General features: G+C 52.1%; 18 protein-coding genes. 9 read left to right on the top strand and 9 right to left on the bottom strand.

Annotated features, from left to right (window positions below; translation table 11 throughout):
- Positions 1-74 precede the first annotated feature (74 nt).
- Entirely contained in the window at positions 75-1442 is a 1368-nt protein-coding gene (locus ACLD4F_RS06310; protein WP_021000519.1) for an L-serine ammonia-lyase, read from the top strand.
- Positions 1443-1446: 4 nt separating this feature from the next.
- Positions 1447-1836 carry a helix-turn-helix domain-containing protein gene (locus tag ACLD4F_RS06305; protein ID WP_000876817.1) on the top strand — a complete coding sequence of 130 codons (390 nt, stop codon included), beginning with the start codon at positions 1447-1449 and terminating at the stop codon, positions 1834-1836.
- Here ACLD4F_RS06305 and fghA read toward each other — a convergent pair.
- Positions 1825-2682 carry an S-formylglutathione hydrolase gene (gene fghA / locus ACLD4F_RS06300; RefSeq protein WP_000425488.1) on the bottom strand — a complete coding sequence of 286 codons (858 nt, stop codon included), beginning with the start codon at positions 2680-2682 and terminating at the stop codon, positions 1825-1827. The genes ACLD4F_RS06305 and fghA overlap by 12 nt on opposite strands.
- A gap of 329 nt (positions 2683-3011) precedes the next feature.
- On the opposite strand from fghA, the gene folE reads away from it, so the two are divergent.
- From folE to mglC, 6 genes are all read left to right on the top strand, one after another.
- Positions 3012-3680 carry a GTP cyclohydrolase I FolE gene (folE, locus tag ACLD4F_RS06295; protein WP_001139611.1) on the top strand — a complete coding sequence of 223 codons (669 nt, stop codon included), beginning with the start codon at positions 3012-3014 and terminating at the stop codon, positions 3678-3680.
- A gap of 14 nt (positions 3681-3694) precedes the next feature.
- Positions 3695-4837 (top strand): DUF418 domain-containing protein YeiB, encoded by a 1143-nt coding sequence (gene yeiB, locus ACLD4F_RS06290; protein WP_076737716.1) that lies wholly within the window; start codon positions 3695-3697, stop codon positions 4835-4837.
- Between the two features lie 149 nt (positions 4838-4986).
- Positions 4987-6009: an HTH-type transcriptional regulator GalS gene (galS, locus tag ACLD4F_RS06285; protein WP_411010734.1), complete on the top strand. Its 1023-nt coding sequence runs from the start codon at positions 4987-4989 to the stop codon at positions 6007-6009.
- 498 nt (positions 6010-6507) lie between these two features.
- On the top strand, positions 6508-7506 hold the full coding sequence (gene mglB / locus ACLD4F_RS06280) for a galactose/glucose ABC transporter substrate-binding protein MglB (RefSeq protein WP_001036943.1): 999 nt from the start codon (positions 6508-6510) through the stop codon (positions 7504-7506).
- 133 nt (positions 7507-7639) lie between these two features.
- Positions 7640-9160, top strand: coding sequence for a galactose/methyl galactoside ABC transporter ATP-binding protein MglA (gene mglA / locus ACLD4F_RS06275; RefSeq protein ID WP_000535913.1), 1521 nt, complete (start codon positions 7640-7642; stop codon positions 9158-9160).
- Between the two features lie 15 nt (positions 9161-9175).
- A complete protein-coding gene (gene mglC, locus ACLD4F_RS06270) occupies positions 9176-10186 on the top strand; it encodes a galactose/methyl galactoside ABC transporter permease MglC (protein WP_001275101.1) in 1011 nt (336 codons plus the stop codon).
- Positions 10187-10260: 74 nt separating this feature from the next.
- Here the strand turns inward: mglC and preA are convergent, their stop codons facing one another.
- The 8 genes from preA to ACLD4F_RS06230 all read right to left on the bottom strand — a co-directional run bounded on the left by preA (position 10261) and on the right by ACLD4F_RS06230 (position 17242).
- Positions 10261-11496, bottom strand: a complete 1236-nt coding sequence (gene preA, locus ACLD4F_RS06265; RefSeq protein ID WP_000956095.1) for an NAD-dependent dihydropyrimidine dehydrogenase subunit PreA — start codon at positions 11494-11496, stop codon at positions 10261-10263.
- On the bottom strand, positions 11490-12731 hold the full coding sequence (locus ACLD4F_RS06260; protein WP_411010733.1) for an NAD(P)-dependent oxidoreductase: 1242 nt from the start codon (positions 12729-12731) through the stop codon (positions 11490-11492). Before ACLD4F_RS06260 ends, preA begins: the two co-directional genes overlap by 7 nt.
- Before the next feature lie 204 nt (positions 12732-12935).
- Positions 12936-13181 (bottom strand): DUF2542 family protein, encoded by a 246-nt coding sequence (locus tag ACLD4F_RS06255; RefSeq protein ID WP_000605187.1) that lies wholly within the window; start codon positions 13179-13181, stop codon positions 12936-12938.
- Positions 13178-13897 (bottom strand): outer membrane permeability protein SanA, encoded by a 720-nt coding sequence (gene sanA, locus ACLD4F_RS06250; protein WP_411010732.1) that lies wholly within the window; start codon positions 13895-13897, stop codon positions 13178-13180. Before sanA ends, ACLD4F_RS06255 begins: the two co-directional genes overlap by 4 nt.
- A gap of 176 nt (positions 13898-14073) precedes the next feature.
- Positions 14074-14958 carry a cytidine deaminase gene (gene cdd, locus ACLD4F_RS06245; protein WP_000553526.1) on the bottom strand — a complete coding sequence of 295 codons (885 nt, stop codon included), beginning with the start codon at positions 14956-14958 and terminating at the stop codon, positions 14074-14076.
- Between the two features lie 153 nt (positions 14959-15111).
- A complete protein-coding gene (locus ACLD4F_RS06240) occupies positions 15112-15807 on the bottom strand; it encodes a CidB/LrgB family autolysis modulator (protein ID WP_000989296.1) in 696 nt (231 codons plus the stop codon).
- Positions 15804-16202 carry a CidA/LrgA family protein gene (locus ACLD4F_RS06235; protein ID WP_000045719.1) on the bottom strand — a complete coding sequence of 133 codons (399 nt, stop codon included), beginning with the start codon at positions 16200-16202 and terminating at the stop codon, positions 15804-15806. The genes ACLD4F_RS06240 and ACLD4F_RS06235 overlap by 4 nt, the downstream gene beginning before the upstream one ends.
- A 131-nt stretch (positions 16203-16333) precedes the next feature.
- Positions 16334-17242 carry a LysR substrate-binding domain-containing protein gene (locus ACLD4F_RS06230; protein ID WP_000024658.1) on the bottom strand — a complete coding sequence of 303 codons (909 nt, stop codon included), beginning with the start codon at positions 17240-17242 and terminating at the stop codon, positions 16334-16336.
- Between the two features lie 125 nt (positions 17243-17367).
- Here ACLD4F_RS06230 and ACLD4F_RS06225 point away from each other — a divergent pair, with 125 nt between their 5' ends.
- On the top strand, positions 17368-18726 hold the full coding sequence (locus tag ACLD4F_RS06225) for an MFS transporter (RefSeq protein ID WP_000194214.1): 1359 nt from the start codon (positions 17368-17370) through the stop codon (positions 18724-18726).

Below are 18726 nucleotides of genomic sequence, written 5' to 3'. Positions count from 1 at the left end.
CTTTTGATATGCCAACTGTGCGAGGATGTTATTTATTACTGAACGCGAATGAGACTGAAAGGATTGATATAACGATGGAGAGTTGCCTTGATATATTCAAAATAGTAATAGGTCCATCCAGCTCACGTACCGTAGGGCCGATGCGCGCCGCCTGTCACTTTATTTCATTGCTCAGAGAACAAGAGACGTTGCCGCTAATTCGGGAAATTGAAATCGAGCTGTATGGCGCGTTATCGTTAAGCCGCAAGTGCCACAATGTGGATACCGCCCTTTATCTTGGGCTGCTGGGTTGCCAGCCGGAGAATGTCGATCTCCGTTCGCATATGGCGGTGATTAAGCGTGCGGAAAATGAAAACAAAATCGAACTCCCGCTCTCTGACGCGGGCGGAATCACGATAAAAGTCAAGATTATCGCCAATCACCAGGCGCATCCAGGCCATCCTTATGCCATGACGTTTCGCGCCAGGGATGATTATTTTACGGTGTATGAAGAGACCTGGTTTTCTACCGGCGCCGGGCAGGTTCGTAAACATGGCGAGCCGCTGACGCCATCGCTTCCTTTGCGTACAGTGTCGCCCTTTGAATTTAGTCATGCCGCGCAGTTGCTGGCGCTGTGTCGGCGTAACGGCCTGTCCGTGGCGGCGCTGATGATGAAAAATGAGCTGTGCCGCCACTCGCCACAGACGTTGCAGAATTATCTGGCGCAAATATGGGACGTGATGCAGCAGGCGGTTTATCGCGGCCTGCATACTGAGGGGGTATTACCCGGTCCCTATCAGGTACCGCGGCGCGCCTGTGCGTTACATAAGACGTTACAGGCTAACCGCTCCGCCAGCGATTTTTTAACCGCGCTGAACTGGGTCAATGCCTTCGCGATTGCGGTAAGCGAAGAAAATGCCAGCGGCGGACAGATTGTTACCGCGCCAACCAATGGCGCGTGCGGCATCATTCCGGCAGCGCTCTGCTGGTATGATAAATTTGTCACGCCGCTGGAGCCCGGTGCTCTGACCCGTTTCTTCCTGACCGCCGCCGCTATCGCGATGTTGTTTAAACAAAACGCCTCTATTCTGGGATCTGAAGTTGGCTGTCAGGGGGAAATCGGCGTGGCGTGCTCAATGGCGGCGGCGGGCCTGGCTGAACTGATGGGCGCATCCGTGGAGCAAACGCTGAGCGCCGCTGAAATTGCCATGGAACATCATCTGGGATTGACCTGCGATCCGCTGGGCGGGCAGGTACAAATTCCCTGCATAGAGAGAAACGCCATCTCTGCCGTGAAAGCGATAAACGCGGCGACGATGGCGATGAGTCGCGTAAGCGAACCCTGTATTTCGCTCGATGAGATCATTGCTGCGATGTACGAGACCGGTAAAGACATGAGCGCTAAATACCGTGAAACGTATCATGGTTCGCTGGGGAAAATTCAGCCGCGCAAGAGAGGGTAACAGCGTGAAATACAATACGATGAATAACGACGAGATTATTCTGTCGTTGTGCGCTCGCTTAAAGGAGACGCGTCTGTCTCTTTCGATGACCCAGCAGCAGCTTGCCGATCGCGCGCACGTTGGCATCGCCACCATCAAGCGTATCGAGAAGGGGGGAGGGCTCAATCTTGATACGCTAATTTCTCTCCTGCGGGCGCTGGATAAGTTGCATAATCTTGATGCGGTGCTGTTTGAATCCGAGCTGCGTAATTTTCACGAAAGTTATGAAGGCGGAGAGGGCAGCGGCCGCCTTCAGGTACGCCAGCAGGCCGCGGATTTAAATAATAAATCTTCCGCGCCGCAGTCGGAGGAGGTGAACTACAGCGCGGCGCTGGAAAATTCATTATGTTGGTGACGTCTCACGCTCGTCCCGTAAATACCGGGCATGAAAGCGCAGATGGTCCTCGATGAAGGACGCAATAAAATAATAGCTATGATCGTAGCCAGGCTGGATTCGTAGCGTCATCGGCCAGGCGGTTTGCCGCGCGGCTTCCGCCAGTACGGCGGGCTGAAGCTGATCGGCGAGGAATTGATCGCTGTCGCCCTGATCGATGAGCACAGGAATGGCGTCCTGCGGCTGGCTGGCCAGCATTAATTCGCAGCTATCCCACTCAGTCCAGGCTGATTCATCTTCGCCGAGATAAGCGGTAAGCGCTTTGATTCCCCACGGCACGCGGCTGGGGTTGACGATAGGCGCAAAAGCAGAGACGCTGGTGTATTTGCCCGGATTTTTCAGCGCCATGATTAATGCGCCGTGGCCGCCCATCGAGTGCCCGCTGATGGCGCAACGGTCGCTGACGTTAAACTGTGTCTGGATAAGCGCCGGAAGCTCATCGCGCAGGTAATCGTACATGCGATAATGGCTGGCCCAGGGCGGCTGTGTGGCATTGAGATAAAACCCGGCGCCGTGGCCTAAATCGTATCCGCTATCGTCGGCGACCTGTTCACCGCGTGGACTGGTATCCGGCATCACCAATACAATGCCCAGTTCTGCTGCGATACGCTGCGCGCCTGCTTTGGTGGTAAAATTCTCATCATTGCAGGTCAACCCGGACAACCAGTACAGTACCGGAGGCGGTTCATTATCCTGAGTCGGCGGAAGAAAAATGCTGAATGTCATGGCGCAGTTTAGCGTGGCGGCATGATGACGCCAGCGCTGCTGCCAGCCGCCAAAACATCGGTGCTCTTCGAGCATTTCCATGCGGGGGCTCCTTTTATGGTGAACCTGATAAGGTATGCAGATTCTTCATAATACAGATTATTCACCGCGTTGTGAGTAACTTTCACTTCCGTAATACATAAACATGCTTCATCATTTAAATAACGTTGCGTTAACAAATATGCCCTTTGTCCTGCCATCATTCTCGCACCGGAAAAGATGTCATGAAAGGCAGCGACAATTTCAACAATTATGGGCGTGAATACTGGATTATGTGCGCTACCTCACGCACAATAATCACACTGTCACAATATTGACAAACTTTGCCCCATGCAGGGCAGAGGCGCCACACCTGCAGGAGAACACGATTAATGCCATCACTCAGTAAAGAAGCGGCCCTGGTTCATGACGCGCTGGTTGCCCGGGGGCTGGAAACGCCGCTGCGCCCGCCTATGGATGAACTGGATAATGAAACGCGAAAAAGTCTTATCGCAGGGCATATGACTGAGATTATGCAGTTGCTGAATCTCGATTTGAGCGATGACAGTCTGATGGAAACGCCGCATCGTATCGCTAAGATGTACGTTGACGAGATTTTCGCCGGCCTCGACTATGCCAATTTCCCGAAAATTACCCTCATTGAAAATAAAATGAAGGTGGATGAAATGGTCACCGTCCGCGATATCACGCTGACCAGCACCTGTGAACATCACTTCGTGACCATTGATGGCAAAGCGACCGTCGCGTATATCCCCAAAGATTCCGTGATCGGCCTGTCGAAAATTAACCGCATCGTGCAATTCTTCGCCCAGCGTCCACAGGTTCAGGAACGTTTGACCCAACAAATTCTGACGGCGCTGCAAACCTTGCTCGGCACCAATAATGTAGCGGTATCGATTGATGCGGTGCATTACTGCGTGAAAGCGCGCGGTATTCGTGACGCAACCAGCGCCACGACGACGACGTCGCTGGGCGGATTGTTTAAGTCCAGCCAGAATACGCGCCAGGAGTTTCTGCGTGCCGTTCGCCATCATCCATGATTAAGGCGGAGACGATGGAACGTAATGTCACGCTGGATTTTGTACGTGGCGTCGCTATCCTCGGTATCCTGCTTCTTAACATTAGCGCCTTTGGATTGCCGAAGGCGGCTTATCTCAATCCCGCCTGGTACGGCGCGATCGTTCCCGAAGACGCCTGGTCCTGGGCGATTCTCGATATTGTGGCGCAGGCTAAGTTTCTTACGCTGTTCGCGTTGTTGTTTGGCGCGGGGCTACAAATGCTGCTTCCGCGTGGTAAACAGTGGATTCAGTCGCGCTTGACGCTATTGGTACTGTTAGGTTTTATCCATGCGTTATTCTTTTGGGACGGCGACATTCTGCTGGCCTACGGTCTGGTCGGATTAATTTGCTGGCGACTGGTACGCGACGCGCCTTCGGTAAAAAGCCTGTTCAATACCGGCATACTCCTTTATCTGGTCGGGATTGGCGTGCTACTGCTGCTGGGCGTGGTATCGAGTAGCGAAACCAGCCGCGCCTGGACGCCGGATGCGTCGGCAATATTGTATGAAAAATACTGGAAGCTGAACGGCGGCATGGAGGCTATCAGCAACCGGGCAGAGATGCTGTCGAATAGTTTACTGGCGCTCGGCGCGCAGTATGGCTGGCAACTGGCAGGTATGATGCTGCTGGGCGCCGCGCTAATGCGTAGCGGCTGGCTGAAAGGTCAGTACAGTCTGCGGCACTATCGCCGTACCGGGGTTCTGCTGGTGGCGTTAGGGCTAATGATCAACCTGCCTGCGGTCATTTTACAATGGCGGCTGGAGTGGGCGTACCGCTGGTGCGCCTTCTTATTGCAGGCGCCGCGTGAACTGAGCGCGCCGTTGCAAACGCTGGGCTATGCCGCGCTGATGTTTGGCTTCTGGCCGCAGCTTAGCCGATGCAGACTGACGCTTGCCATTGCCTGCGTAGGGCGAATGGCGCTGACCAATTATCTGCTGCAGACGATCATCTGTACCACGCTGTTTTATCAGTTTGGCTTATTTATGAAATTCAATCGACTGGAACTCTTGTTCTTTGTTGTTCCGGTATGGGCAATAAACCTTCTCTTTTCCGTCATCTGGCTACGTTTCTGGCGACAGGGACCGGTCGAGTGGTTATGGCGTCAACTCACGTTGCGCGCGTCAGGATCGCTCAGATAACGATCTGGATCACATTCATTAACAAAATGGCTGTAACCGTTTCCATCCCTGTGATGTTTCTCACGCAGCCCTGGGCAGGGTGCTGACAAAATAGCCGCCTGCTAACGGGGCATTTGTGAGCATTTTTGAACTCAAACAGGGCAGTGAATATGATCACCATTCGTGATGTAGCGCGCCAGGCTGGCGTGTCTGTAGCGACCGTTTCCCGCGTACTGAATAACAGCGCGTTGGTCAGTCCCGACACCCGTGACGCCGTTATGCAGGCCGTCACCCTGCTGGGATATCGACCAAATGCGAATGCGCAAGCGCTGGCCACCCAGGTGAGCGACACCATCGGCGTCGTGGTCATGGATGTTTCCGATGCCTTTTTCGGCGCTCTGGTGAAAGCCGTAGATCTGGTCGCGCAGCAGCACCAGAAATATGTTCTCATTGGCAACAGTTATCATGAGGCGGAAAAAGAGCGCCATGCGATTGAAGTCTTGATCCGTCAGCGTTGTAACGCATTGATTGTTCACTCAAAAGCCTTAACCGATCGCGAGCTGAGCGACTTTATGGAGCAGATCCCTGGTATGGTGCTGATTAACCGTATCGTGCCGGGTTATGCGCATCGTTGTGTCTGTCTCGACAATGTGAGCGGCGCCAGAATGGCGACCCGAATGTTGCTGAATAATGGACATCAACGCATCGGCTACCTGGCCTCCAGCCACCGTATTGAAGATGATGTGATGCGCAGAGAAGGGTGGCTACACGCGCTGCAAGAGCAGGGGGTTGCTGCGTCGGAGAGCTGGATTGGCACCGGCACGCCGGATATGCAGGGCGGCGAGTCGGCAATGGTTGAGTTGCTGGGACGCAATCTGCAACTGACGGCGGTATTTGCCTATAACGATAACATGGCGGCGGGCGCGCTGACGGCGTTAAAAGATAACGGCATCGCCATTCCCTTGCATCTGTCTGTCATCGGTTTCGATGATATCCCTATTGCTCGTTATACCGATCCTCAGTTGACTACCGTGCGCTATCCTATTGCTTCTATGGCGAAAATCGCGACCGAGCTGGCGTTACAGGGGGCCGCAGGCACGCTGGATATCACGGCGACGCACTGCTTCATGCCGACCCTGGTACGGCGCCATTCGGTGGCGTGGCGACAGAATGCGGTACTGATCACTAACTGATTACGCCCCGCATGTAACCGTTTTCAATCTGTGAGTAAATTCACAGTTTATTAACATTGTGATAGCTATGATGACAACGTTTGTCGCACTGTAACTAACGTGTAACAGTTAGTTGTCAGTTTTGCTGGGGTATTTCGCTTATAAAAACCGTTATCACAATATCCCGCGACTACCGGACAAAAATAAAGAGTTGAATAAGAGCTTATCCCATTAGGGCTATTTTACTTGCCATTTTGGACCTGGGCAGTGCTCGCCAAAACGCGTTAGCGTTTTGAACGCCGCTTGCGGCGGCCCGAAGGGCGAGCGTAGCGAGTCAAACCTCACGTACTACGTGTACGCTCCGGTTTTTGCGCGCTGTCTGTGTCCAAACTGGCTGCGCCAATAACGCCTGGTGGGATAGGCTCTAAATACGCTTCGGTGTTCAGTAACACGCGTTAACGTGCTGAACAGCCGGGCATTTTTTTACGCTATACCCTACATAATAAAACCGGAGCTACCATGAATAAGAAGGTACTGACCCTTTCTGCCGTGATGGCAAGTCTGTTATTCGGCGCGCACGCGCACGCGGCTGATACTCGTATTGGCGTGACGATTTATAAATATGACGATAACTTTATGTCCGTGGTGCGTAAGGCTATTGAAAAAGATGGCAAATCCGCGCCGGATGTTCAGCTACTGATGAATGACTCGCAAAACGATCAATCTAAACAGAATGATCAAATTGACGTTTTATTGGCGAAAGGGGTTAAAGCTCTGGCGATTAACCTGGTCGACCCGGCAGCCGCCGGTACGGTGATTGAGAAAGCGCGCGGGCAAAATGTGCCGGTGGTGTTCTTTAACAAAGAGCCTTCCCGCAAAGCGCTGGACAGCTATGACAAGGCGTATTATGTCGGGACTGATTCTAAAGAATCCGGTGTGATTCAGGGCGACTTGATTGCCAAACACTGGCAGGCGAATCAGGGTTGGGATCTGAATAAAGACGGTAAAATTCAGTATGTTCTGCTGAAAGGCGAGCCGGGGCACCCGGATGCTGAAGCCCGTACGACGTATGTGGTGAAAGAGTTAAATGATAAAGGTATTCAGACCGAGCAACTGGCGTTAGACACCGCTATGTGGGATACCGCGCAGGCAAAAGATAAGATGGATGCCTGGCTGTCTGGCCCGAACGCTAACAAGATTGAAGTGGTTATCGCGAATAACGATGCGATGGCGATGGGCGCGGTAGAGGCGCTGAAAGCGCATAATAAATCGTCGATTCCGGTCTTTGGCGTCGATGCGTTACCGGAAGCTTTGGCGCTGGTGAAATCGGGCGCGATGGCCGGTACGGTACTGAATGACGCCAACAATCAGGCGAAAGCGACATTCGATCTGGCGAAAAACCTCGCCGAAGGCAAGGGCGCGGCTGACGGCACCAGCTGGAAGATTGAGAACAAAATCGTGCGCGTGCCTTATGTCGGCGTGGACAAAGACAATCTGAGCGAATTTACCCAAAAATAACTTTTCCGTCTGTGGGCGCAATTTTGTTGCGCCCTGAAACCGTGGAAGGGTGACGTGCCGCAGACCGGATAACGTATTTCTTTTGCCATCCGGCGCGGATAGTCATAATTAAAAAGGCCGACAGGGTATCATTATGGGCAGCACGATCTCTCCGTCGTCGGGTGAATATTTGTTGGAAATGCGTGGCATTAACAAATCATTTCCCGGCGTGAAAGCGCTTGATAATGTCAACTTAAACGTTCGTCCGCACTCTATTCATGCATTAATGGGCGAAAACGGCGCAGGCAAATCAACATTATTAAAATGTCTTTTCGGTATTTACCAAAAAGATTCCGGCAGCATTGTATTTCAGGGAAAAGAAGTGGACTTCCATTCGGCGAAAGAAGCGCTGGAGAATGGGATTTCGATGGTACACCAGGAGTTAAACCTGGTATTACAACGTTCGGTCATGGATAACATGTGGCTGGGACGTTATCCCACCAAAGGTATGTTTGTCGACCAGGATAAAATGTACCAGGATACCAAAGCGATATTTGATGAACTGGATATCGATATTGACCCGCGCGCGCGCGTGGGAACGTTATCCGTTTCGCAAATGCAGATGATCGAAATTGCGAAGGCGTTTTCCTATAATGCTAAGATCGTTATTATGGATGAACCGACCTCATCGTTAACTGAGAAAGAGGTTAATCATCTGTTCACCATTATTCGCAAGCTGAAAGAACGTGGCTGCGGAATTGTTTATATCTCGCATAAAATGGAAGAAATTTTTCAATTGTGCGATGAAATTACTATCTTGCGCGACGGTCAGTGGATTGCCACCCAGCCGCTGGAAGGGCTGGATATGGATAAGATCATTGCGATGATGGTCGGGCGTTCCCTGAACCAGCGCTTTCCGGATAAAGAAAATAAGCCGGGCGACGTGATCCTGGAGGTTCGTCACCTGACCTCGCTGCGCCAGCCTTCCATTCGCGATGTCTCCTTTGATTTGCACAAGGGAGAAATTCTGGGCATTGCCGGTCTGGTTGGGGCAAAGCGTACCGATATCGTCGAAACGCTGTTTGGCATTCGTGAGAAGTCGTCCGGGACAATCACTTTACATGGCAAGAAAATTAATAATCACACTGCGAACGAAGCGATTAACCACGGTTTTGCGCTGGTGACGGAAGAGCGTCGTTCCACCGGAATTTATGCCTATCTGGATATCGGATTTAACTCATTAATTTCGAATATTCGTAATTATAAAAATAAAGTGGGGTTACTGGATAATTCCCGGATGAAAAGCGATACCCAATGGGTCATTGATTCCATGCGGGTAAAAACGCCGGGGCATCGCACGCAAATTGGTTCGCTTTCCGGCGGCAATCAGCAAAAGGTGATCATTGGTCGCTGGCTATTAACGCAGCCGGAAATATTAATGCTGGACGAACCGACCCGCGGCATTGATGTCGGCGCAAAATTTGAAATTTATCAGCTTATTGCGGAACTGGCGAAAAAAGGCAAGGGGATCATCATTATCTCTTCTGAAATGCCGGAGCTGTTAGGGATTACCGATCGTATCCTGGTGATGAGTAACGGTCTCGTTTCCGGCATTGTCGATACTAAAACAACAACGCAAAACGAAATTTTGCGTCTTGCTTCTTTGCACCTTTAAGATCAGGGGCTCCTTATGAGTGCGTTAAACAAGAAAAGCTTTTTGACCTGGCTGAAAGAGGGCGGAATTTACGTCGTTCTTTTAGTGCTGCTGGCGATTATTATTTTCCAGGACCCGACTTTTTTAAGTTTGCTGAATTTAAGTAATATTCTGACGCAATCTTCGGTACGTATTATTATCGCGCTGGGCGTGGCGGGACTCATCGTCACCCAGGGGACAGACCTGTCGGCGGGGCGTCAGGTAGGGCTGGCGGCGGTCGTGGCGGCAACATTACTGCAATCAATGGAAAACGCCAATAAAGTGTTTCCGGAAATGGCGACCATGCCGATTGCGCTGGTCATCCTGATTGTCTGCGCGATTGGCGCGGTGATTGGCCTGGTGAACGGCATCATCATTGCTTACCTGAACGTGACGCCGTTTATTACCACGCTTGGCACGATGATTATCGTTTATGGGATCAACTCCCTTTACTATGACTTTGTCGGCGCTTCGCCCATTTCCGGCTTTGACAGCGGCTTTTCCACCTTTGCGCAGGGCTTTGTGGCGATGGGCAGTTTCCGGCTCTCCTACATCACCTTTTACGCCCTGATTGCGGTAGCGTTTGTCTGGGTGCTGTGGAATAAGACCCGCTTTGGTAAAAACATTTTTGCTATTGGCGGCAACCCGGAAGCGGCGAAAGTTTCTGGCGTAAACGTGGCGCTGAACCTGCTGATGATTTATGCGCTCTCCGGCGTGTTTTATGCCTTCGGCGGCTTACTGGAAGCAGGGCGTATTGGTTCTGCCACCAACAACCTCGGCTTTATGTATGAACTGGATGCGATTGCCGCGTGCGTGGTCGGGGGCGTATCGTTTAGCGGCGGAGTGGGGACGGTCTTCGGCGTGGTGACCGGCGTCATTATCTTTACCGTCATCAACTATGGCCTGACCTATATCGGGGTAAACCCGTACTGGCAGTACATTATCAAAGGCGGCATTATCATTTTCGCCGTGGCGCTGGACTCGCTGAAATACGCGCGTAAGAAGTAGTTATCCAGACGTATTACCTTGCTTATCAGATAACCCGGCGCAGCGAAACTGCGCGCCGGGCTTCATACCGTGAGCTACAGCGTTAACGCGTGTTCTTTTTCGCCTTTTTTAAATTTGACCTCGCCTAAATCAATACAGGCGACCGGGCAGACATGACCGCACAGCAGACAACCGACGCATTTTTCCGTATTGCAATGCGGCGTGCGGCTGTGTTCATCCCACTCCATCGCCTGATGGCCGCCGTCATAGCAGGAGATATAGCAACGTCCGCAGCCGACGCATTTCTCCTGATTAATCCGCGGATAGACGATATAGCTGCGATCCAGGTCTTCCGCCGGGATAATATTGCCATTCGCCAGCCCGATCATCTCCTGTAATGAGGCAAATCCCTGATCGGCCAGATAGTGGCTGAGGCCGCTCGCCATATCTTCTACAATGCGGTAACCGTATTGCATAATGCCTGTCGTCACCTGTAGGGTCGCCGCGCCCAGCAGCAGAAATTCGGCAGCGTCTTCCCAGGTTTCAATGCCGCCGATACCGCTAATCGGGAAATCGCGCAGTTCAGGGTGCATTCGCAACTGCTGGATAAAACGCAGCGCAATGGGTTTCACCGCTTTTCCTGAATAACCGGAGATACTGGATTTACCGTTAACCACCGGCATCCCGATTTTGCGGTTCAGGTCGATGTTAGTAATGGATTTCACGGTGTTGATGGTGGCGATACCGTCGGCCCCGCCGCGTTTAGCGGCCAGCGCGACTTCGCACATATCGCCAATATTCGGCGTCATTTTCGCCAGCATTGGCAAAGATGAACCGCGTTTTACGGCGCGGCAGTATTTTTCAACCAGTTCCGGGCTTTGCCCTACATCGCTTCCCATGGCGTGCGAGGTCATCTGCGGGCAAGAGAAGTTACACTCAATCATATCCGCGCCGGCTTCTTCAACCAGACGCGCCAGTTCCTGCCACTGCTGCTCATTTTCCCCCATGATAGAAGCAATCAGCACCTTGTCCGGATAATCCTGTTTTAGCCGTCGAATGGCGGCCAGATTCTCTTCCAGCGGATGTTCAGCAATTTGCTCCATGTTTTTGAAACCAATAAAACCGGTATCTTCTTTGGTCAGGTGATCAAAACGTGGAGAGACTTCGTTGGCAATAAAAAAACCAATGGTTTTAAAAACGATCCCGCCCCAGCCGGTATCATAGGCTTTGGCGCACATCTCATAACAGTTGCCTACCGGAGAAGAAGAGAGACAAAACGGATTGGGAAACTTAACGCCGCAAAAGGTAACAGACAAATCTTTTGTTAACATGAGCAGGCCTCCTCTAAATAATGATGAATAGCCTGAGCGGCTTCTTTTCCGGTTTTTACCGCATAAACGACGGTCTTATCGCCTTTAACAATATCGCCAGCGGCAAAGATCGCCGGGTCGTCGGTTTGATAATTGTGCGTGTCGATAATATTATGCTGCGCTTTTATCTCCGCAAAGTTATCCAGTCGCGCGTGCTGCCCCACGGCCAAAATAATATTTTCCGCTTCCAGCGTCAGTTCTCCTGAGTGGCGTACATGGTGGAAGGTCACTTTATTTCCGCTGACGGCGACAGGCGTAAAGCCATCAATAATCGATACGCCTAATGCCTGCGTGCTGGTAAATTCTTTTTCGCTGGCGGGAAATTGGGCTAATTCTTCCCGCGCCACGCAGGTGACGGAAGGGCAGCCGAGAATTTTTAACGTACTGGCGACATCCATCGCTACGTCGCCGCCGCCAATAATTAATGCGCTACGCGGAACGCTAATATCGCCGTCTACCTGACGGGCGCGCTGTAAAAAATCAACGGCAATCTCTACGTGACTGGCTTGCTCAAATAACGGTAAATCAGAGCCACAGGACATCCCGACGGTCATCAGCACGACGCGATATTCGGCTTTGAGTTGCGCAAGCGATAGCGACCCGCCCACGTCACAATTACATTTAATATTGACGCCCATTTCTACAATGCGGGCAATTTCCTGATCGAGTACGCTTTGCGGCAGACGAAATGCCGGGATGCCGTGACGCAGCCATCCGCCGGGCTGCGGCTGTTTTTCGTAAATGGTGACGTCATAGCCTAAATGTGTGAGCGTCACGCTTGCCTGCAAACCTGCCGGACCCGCGCCAATAATCGCGACTTTCCCGCGTGTTTTACTCCCGGGCTGATAAATCTGCATGGCAGTCTGCTGTTCAAAATCGGTAATAAAACGTTGCAGGCGTGCAATATCAATAGGTTTATCTATTCCAGAACGTGTACATCCGCGCTGGCATAATTTTTCCGTCGGACAGACTCTGGCGCAGACGGCGCCAAGCGCATTATTTTCCCGGATAGTTTCCGCTGCGCCTTTAAAATTGCGAAAGTAAATAGAACGAATAAATTTCCCCGGATCGGTTTGCGCCGGGCAAGCCTGACTACAGGGCGCATCGTGACATAATAAACAACGTGAAGCCTCTTTTATTGCCAGTAATGGCGTAAAACCAGGCGTGAGTTCATCCAGATAATTTTGTTGCGGCATATAATCTTCCTTAATGCTTGAATAAATTAAGGCGAAACGCAAATAACGCGTTTTAATGATCTAAAATCTACCGCCAGCCTAAGCATTGAAAGAAGGGTATTCTGTGAAAGAATTCACAAAAAAATGAAACCAGAATGCAAAACAGCATTTGTTCCTTATATCATAATAATAACTATTCTCAATTTTAAAGGGATAATAAATAGATTAACGATAAAAAAGAAGATAAATAATCATTCCAGTAAATAAAAAACCGCAACCGGTATAAAGAAAAAGATAAGACCAATATTGTACGGGATCGGCATGGCGATAGACATAAACCGGTTTTCGCGCATTTTTGACAACTTTATCTACCGCGCCGGTTCGCCAGCCTTTCCAGGCCTCACGGAAGCAAAAAAGCGGGAGTAGCAGAAAGGCTAATATGACAAATATCGTCTGTACATCCATGATCATTTCCCTTTTTTCTTTTCCAGTTCAAGCAATTGTTCCGGCGTAACTGCCGGATACCCCTGGGCGTCATTCGGTACCTGATGCAGCGTGGGAATAGGTACCAGCGGGCCTAAAAAACGCGGTTCGCGTTTAAAAATATAGAGATCCGCCAGCGCGCTAAAGCGGGCGCCAAATTCGCGCAGGCGCACTGTCAGCATATTTTTGGGCGAAGGTACCGCGTAACACTGCGCCTGAATGCCCATATGCAGCGCAATAAACAAGGCGCGTTCGCAGTGGAAGCGCTGAGTGATGATAATAAAGTCGTTGGTATCAAACACTTTGCGGGTACGCACAATGGAGTCAAGCGTACGGAAGCCAGCGTAATCAAGCACAATGTCCGCAGGATCGACGCCCGCCGCGATAAGGTCTTTGCGCATGGTCATCGGTTCGTTATAGCTTTGCAGGGCATTGTCGCCGCTGAGCAGCAGGTAATTGACTTTACCGCTATTGTAAGCGTTTAACGCGCCCTGGATACGATAACGATAGTACTGATTAATGACACCCTTGCGATAGTATTTGGCTGTCCCTAACACGACGCCAACCTGGCGGTAGGGGAGATCCTGTAGCTCGTCATAGATATAGGGCGCTGTTTTCCAGCTCATCCACCGATCGAGGCCAAGCACCGTCAACAGCAGCAAGCCTACCAGGACCAACAGGCTGTAAAACACGCGCTTTAACATGCAGGAAACTCGATACCAGGATGAAAGTACGATCAGGCTACTGTACCCGAAGACGTAGCGCAAGAAACCGCCGTCTGATTGCGGAGATTTTCAGCATGATTTCCCTTGTATCGGGTCGCGGGAGAGGAGAGTCAGGCCGGATAAGACGCCAGTGCGTCGCTATCCGGCACATTTGCTTAGCCGAGAAGCACGCGGTCAATATTATGGCAACCTAACGCTTTCAGCGTTGCGGCGGTGGCATCCCATTGAATTAATGCCGCATCGCCTTTTTCCGCCAGAATCGCACGCTGAATATCCGCATAGTCATAACCATTGAGACTCAGCAGGTTTAGCGCGCCTTGCAGCGGGGGAAGCGTAGGGTTAAAGGCGGCGTTTTCCGCATAGCTGCCGGTGAAAATACGGCCATCTTTACATTCCAGCGCCACGCCGCTCGGTGAGTGGCTATAAGGCATATGGCTCTTATTGGCTGCCGTAATCGCCGCTTGCGTTAGCGTATCGCCCGTTAACGTAAAGCCATGATCCTGCTCGTCCATCAGCAGCGTTTTGATCTCCAGATCTTTTGGCCCGAAAGCGTCAGGCAGATAATCGCGTAACGTATGCGGCGCGCGGCCCGGCAGATGAATGCGCAGATCCAGACCGCTGTTCAGCTCGTTCATAAACTGGCGACAGTGGCCGCAAGGGGTGTAGTTAACGGTGACGGCGGCGAGCCCTTTTTCGCCGCGTAGCCAGGCGTGGCTAATCGCGCTTTGTTCAGCATGCACAGTTTGTTGCATGGTGGCGCCCAGGAACTCCATATTTGCGCCGAAATACCAGTTGCCGCTAACGCCGCGCGCAATCGCGCCGACGTTAAAATGGGACAAATCGGTACGGGCGCAGGCCGCCGCCAGAGGTAACAGTGCGAAAGCCAGCGCGTCTTCGTCCAGTCCCGCCGTATTTTTAAGCGTCGAGACCTGCTCTGCGGTCAGCATGGCGGGAAAATGGTGGTCCGCCAGGATAGGGGCCAGCGCTGATTGCAAATTATCCGCAAGCTGGGCAAAAGCAGTTTGAAAACGTGGATGCATGGCGTTGCCTCATAACAATGTAATGGAACCGTAGTTTACGGGCCTGTCATGTCTTAATATGTGATCTAAATCTCATTGCTTATGCAACTTGTGAAACTTAAATGAAAAATGCGCGACGTATCGCAAATTTTAACCCGGTCTTTTGTCCCGTCGTTAGCGCATTACCGCCAGAATGAGCGGAAACAAAAAGGGCGCTACCAGCGAGGTAATAATGCCGCAGATCACCAGCGCCAGGGAGCTAAACGCGCCTTCCTGGTAATCCAGCTCGGCGCAGCGCGCAGTACCGAGCGCATGTGAGGCGGTCCCCATTGCCAGCCCGCGTGCGGCCTTAGTACGGATGTGCATCGCGTTTAACAGCGTGTGGCCAAACACCGCGCCCAGAATACCGACAAAAATTACGCATACCGCGCTGATCGCAGGGATGCCGCCGATGCTGCCGCCCACCGCCATCGCGATAGGCGTAGTCACGGATTTAGGCAGTACCGATGCCGCGATTTCAGGCGTTGCGCCCATCAGCAAGGCAACGGATGTCCCGGTAATCATCGCTACCAGACTGCCGACAAAACAGATGCTAATAATGGATTTCCAACGCGCGCGAATCTGGTGCAATTGTTCATAAAGGGGATAGGCCAGTGCCACTACCGCCGGTTGCAGCAGATCGTTAAGTACTTCGCTGCCTTTGAAGTAGTGCTCGTAGGGAATACCGGTCAGCAACAGAAAAGGAATAATGACTACCATTGCCACCAGCAGCGGATTCAGCAACGGCATTTTAAAATGCGCCGCCAGTCTGCGGGCGGCGAAAAATACCGCCAGCGTCAGCGGTAACGACCACCAGATATATGTCATCATTTTTTCGTTCCCTTCTGCCCAACCACTTTACGCTCACCGTGTATCAGATGTGAACTCCAGCTTACGACCACAAAAACGACCAGCGTACTGATAGCGCAAGAGACCACCACCGGGCCGAATTGCGCGCGCAGTAAATCAAAATATTGCATGACCCCGACGCCAATCGGCACAAACAGCAACGCCATATAACGAATCAGCACATAACAGCCGGGGTTAACCCACTTTGCCGGCAGAATTTGCAGCGCCAGCAATACAAACAGAATTAACATCCCGATAATGCTGCCGGGAATAGTGATAGGAAGCAGTGATGCAAGAAAAATGCCTGCGTACAAACAGGCATAAATCAATACAAAAGCGCGTATATATTGCCAGATAATATTCAGTGACTTACTCATGTTTAAAGCCCTTGATGAGATGGATTCATCATACAATTAAACGTTAAAACGTGCTACCGATCACATCATGAATTCTTAGCATAGTGGGTATAGACAGCAGGAACATCGGGCAATGCCCCTGGTCGGCGGCGTTAAACCTGGGCTAAAAAATACAAAAAGCGACTCAGGGCCAAAGACGGCGTCTCATTCTTACGCCAGAACATCCCTACGCTGCCTTTTTGCTCAATTTTTGGCAAGTTTAAAATCGCCAGTTGCCCCTGGCTGGCATAGCGTTGCGCCAGCCGTAAAGAAAGAATAGAGATCATATCGCTGCTTTGCAGCAAATTGGTGCTGACGTTCATTGACGCTGACTCAATGGTGTTTTCCGGGAGCATGACGCCGTTATCGACGAGGGCGTTATCAATACTGATGCGAATAGGGGTGCCGGTTGGCCAGACTATCCACCGCCAGTGTGCCAGATCGCTCCAGGCGATCTGCGCTCGCGCGGCCAGCGGATGGTGCGGACGCGCCACAAAGCAGACCGGCTCGGTATAAAGTACCTGATAATTAAGCGGCAGTTGCAGGGCGCGGCCGCCGACACGCCCTACCACCACATCCACCTGACCGGCAAGCAAATCGTGCAGCAGCGGCGTCATTACCTTCTCTTCAATATTCAGATGCAGCGTCGGCATTTCGTTAAGCAGGCTCAGAATCGCCTGTGATACGCAGTCAGTCGCCACGGGCGAACAGCCGATCTTCAGGCTGCCAACCAGGCCGCCCTGCTTGAAACGGGCGATTTCATACTGTGAACGCTCCAGATCGTTAATTAGGCGCTGGGCGTGCTGGAGCAGTAATTTACCGCCTTCCGAGGGCCGTAGCCCTTTACTGTGGCGCTCAAAAAGCGTGATGCCTATCTCATCTTCGAGTTGAGATAACCACTTCGATAGCGCCGGCTGGGAGATATTCATCATCCGGGCGACGTGCGTCAGGTTGCCCTGTTCGCCCAGCGCAACCAGCGTTTGCAGGTGATGTAATTTCAATTTCTGCGCCCAGTTCGCCATTCGCTATAACCTCCAGGTTATGTCTCTGCCTGAAAAGCCATTGTACATTTTATCGCTCACTCTACAAACTCGTAACATAGCAAACATAAAAACAACATCTATCTCCCTGCACTGAGGCATTAGCTATGACTCAACGACGTGATCTACAAGCCCTTATTGATGCCGCGCCCGTCGGCAAAATGCAGTGGCGCGTTATCATCTGCTGTTTTCTGGTGGTTATGCTCGATGGTTTCGACACCGCCGCGATTGGCTTCATCGCCCCGGATATTCGTACTCACTGGCAGCTAAGCGCCAGCGAACTTGCGCCGCTGTTTGGCGCAGGGCTGCTGGGGCTTACGGCTGGCGCGCTGCTATGCGGGCCGCTGGCGGATCGCTTTGGCCGCAAGCGGGTCATTGAGCTTTGCGTAGCGCTATTCGGCGCATTGAGCCTGCTTTCCGCTTTCTCGCCGGATATAGAAACCCTGGTGTTGCTGCGCTTCTTAACCGGTCTGGGACTGGGCGGAGCGATGCCGAATACCATCACCATGACGTCGGAATACCTTCCCGCTCGTCGACGCGGAGCGCTGGTCACGCTGATGTTCTGTGGTTTTACCCTGGGGTCGGCGATGGGCGGGATTGTGAGCGCGCAACTGGTGCCGCTGATTGGCTGGCACGGAATTCTGGCGCTAGGCGGCATCTTGCCTTTGCTGCTGTTTTTCGGCCTGCTGTTCGCGCTGCCGGAATCTCCCCGCTGGCAGGTACGTCGCCAACTACCGCAAGCCGTTGTCGCCCGGACGGTCAGCGCCATTACCGGCGAGCGCTATCACGATACGCAATTCTTTCTGCATGAGACGGCAGCCATCGCCAAAGGCAGTATTCGCCAGCTTTTTGCCGGGCGACAGCTTGTCATTACCCTGATGTTATGGGTGGTGTTCTTTATGAGCCTGCTCATTATCTATCTGCTTTCCAGCTGGATGCCGACGTTACTTAACCATCGCGGTATTGATCTGCAACAGGCGTCGTGGGTGACTGCCGCATTCCAGGTTGGCGGCACGCTTGGCGCGCTGTTACTCGGCGTGTTGATGGACCGGCTTAACCCGTTCCGGGTACTGGCGGTGAGCTATGCGCTGGGCGCAGTTTGCATTGTCATGATAGGCCTGAGCGAAAACGGCCTTTGGCTGATGGCGCTGGCGATTTTTGGTACCGGCATCGGTATTAGCGGTTCCCAGGTCGGGCTGAATGCTCTGACGGCGACGCTGTACCCCACCCAAAGCCGGGCGACGGGCGTGAGCTGGTCGAACGCCATTGGACGCTGCGGGGCGATTGTCGGTTCGCTCTCCGGCGGCATGATGATGGCCCTCAATTTCTCTTTCGATACGTTGTTTTTTGTCATTGCTATTCCGGCGGCTATCAGCGCGGTAATGCTTACCCTGCTGACGGTGGTTGTCCGCCTTTCGATTTCTGTACCTGACGACCTGCCGCGTGCCAGCGTCGTAAACGAATAA

The organism is Salmonella sp. 741265050_HSA (assembly GCF_046569445.1).
GTDB lineage: Bacteria > Pseudomonadota > Gammaproteobacteria > Enterobacterales > Enterobacteriaceae > Salmonella > Salmonella enterica.
Note: the sequence above shows the minus strand (reverse complement) of the source record. Positions and strands in the feature narration are given on the sequence as shown.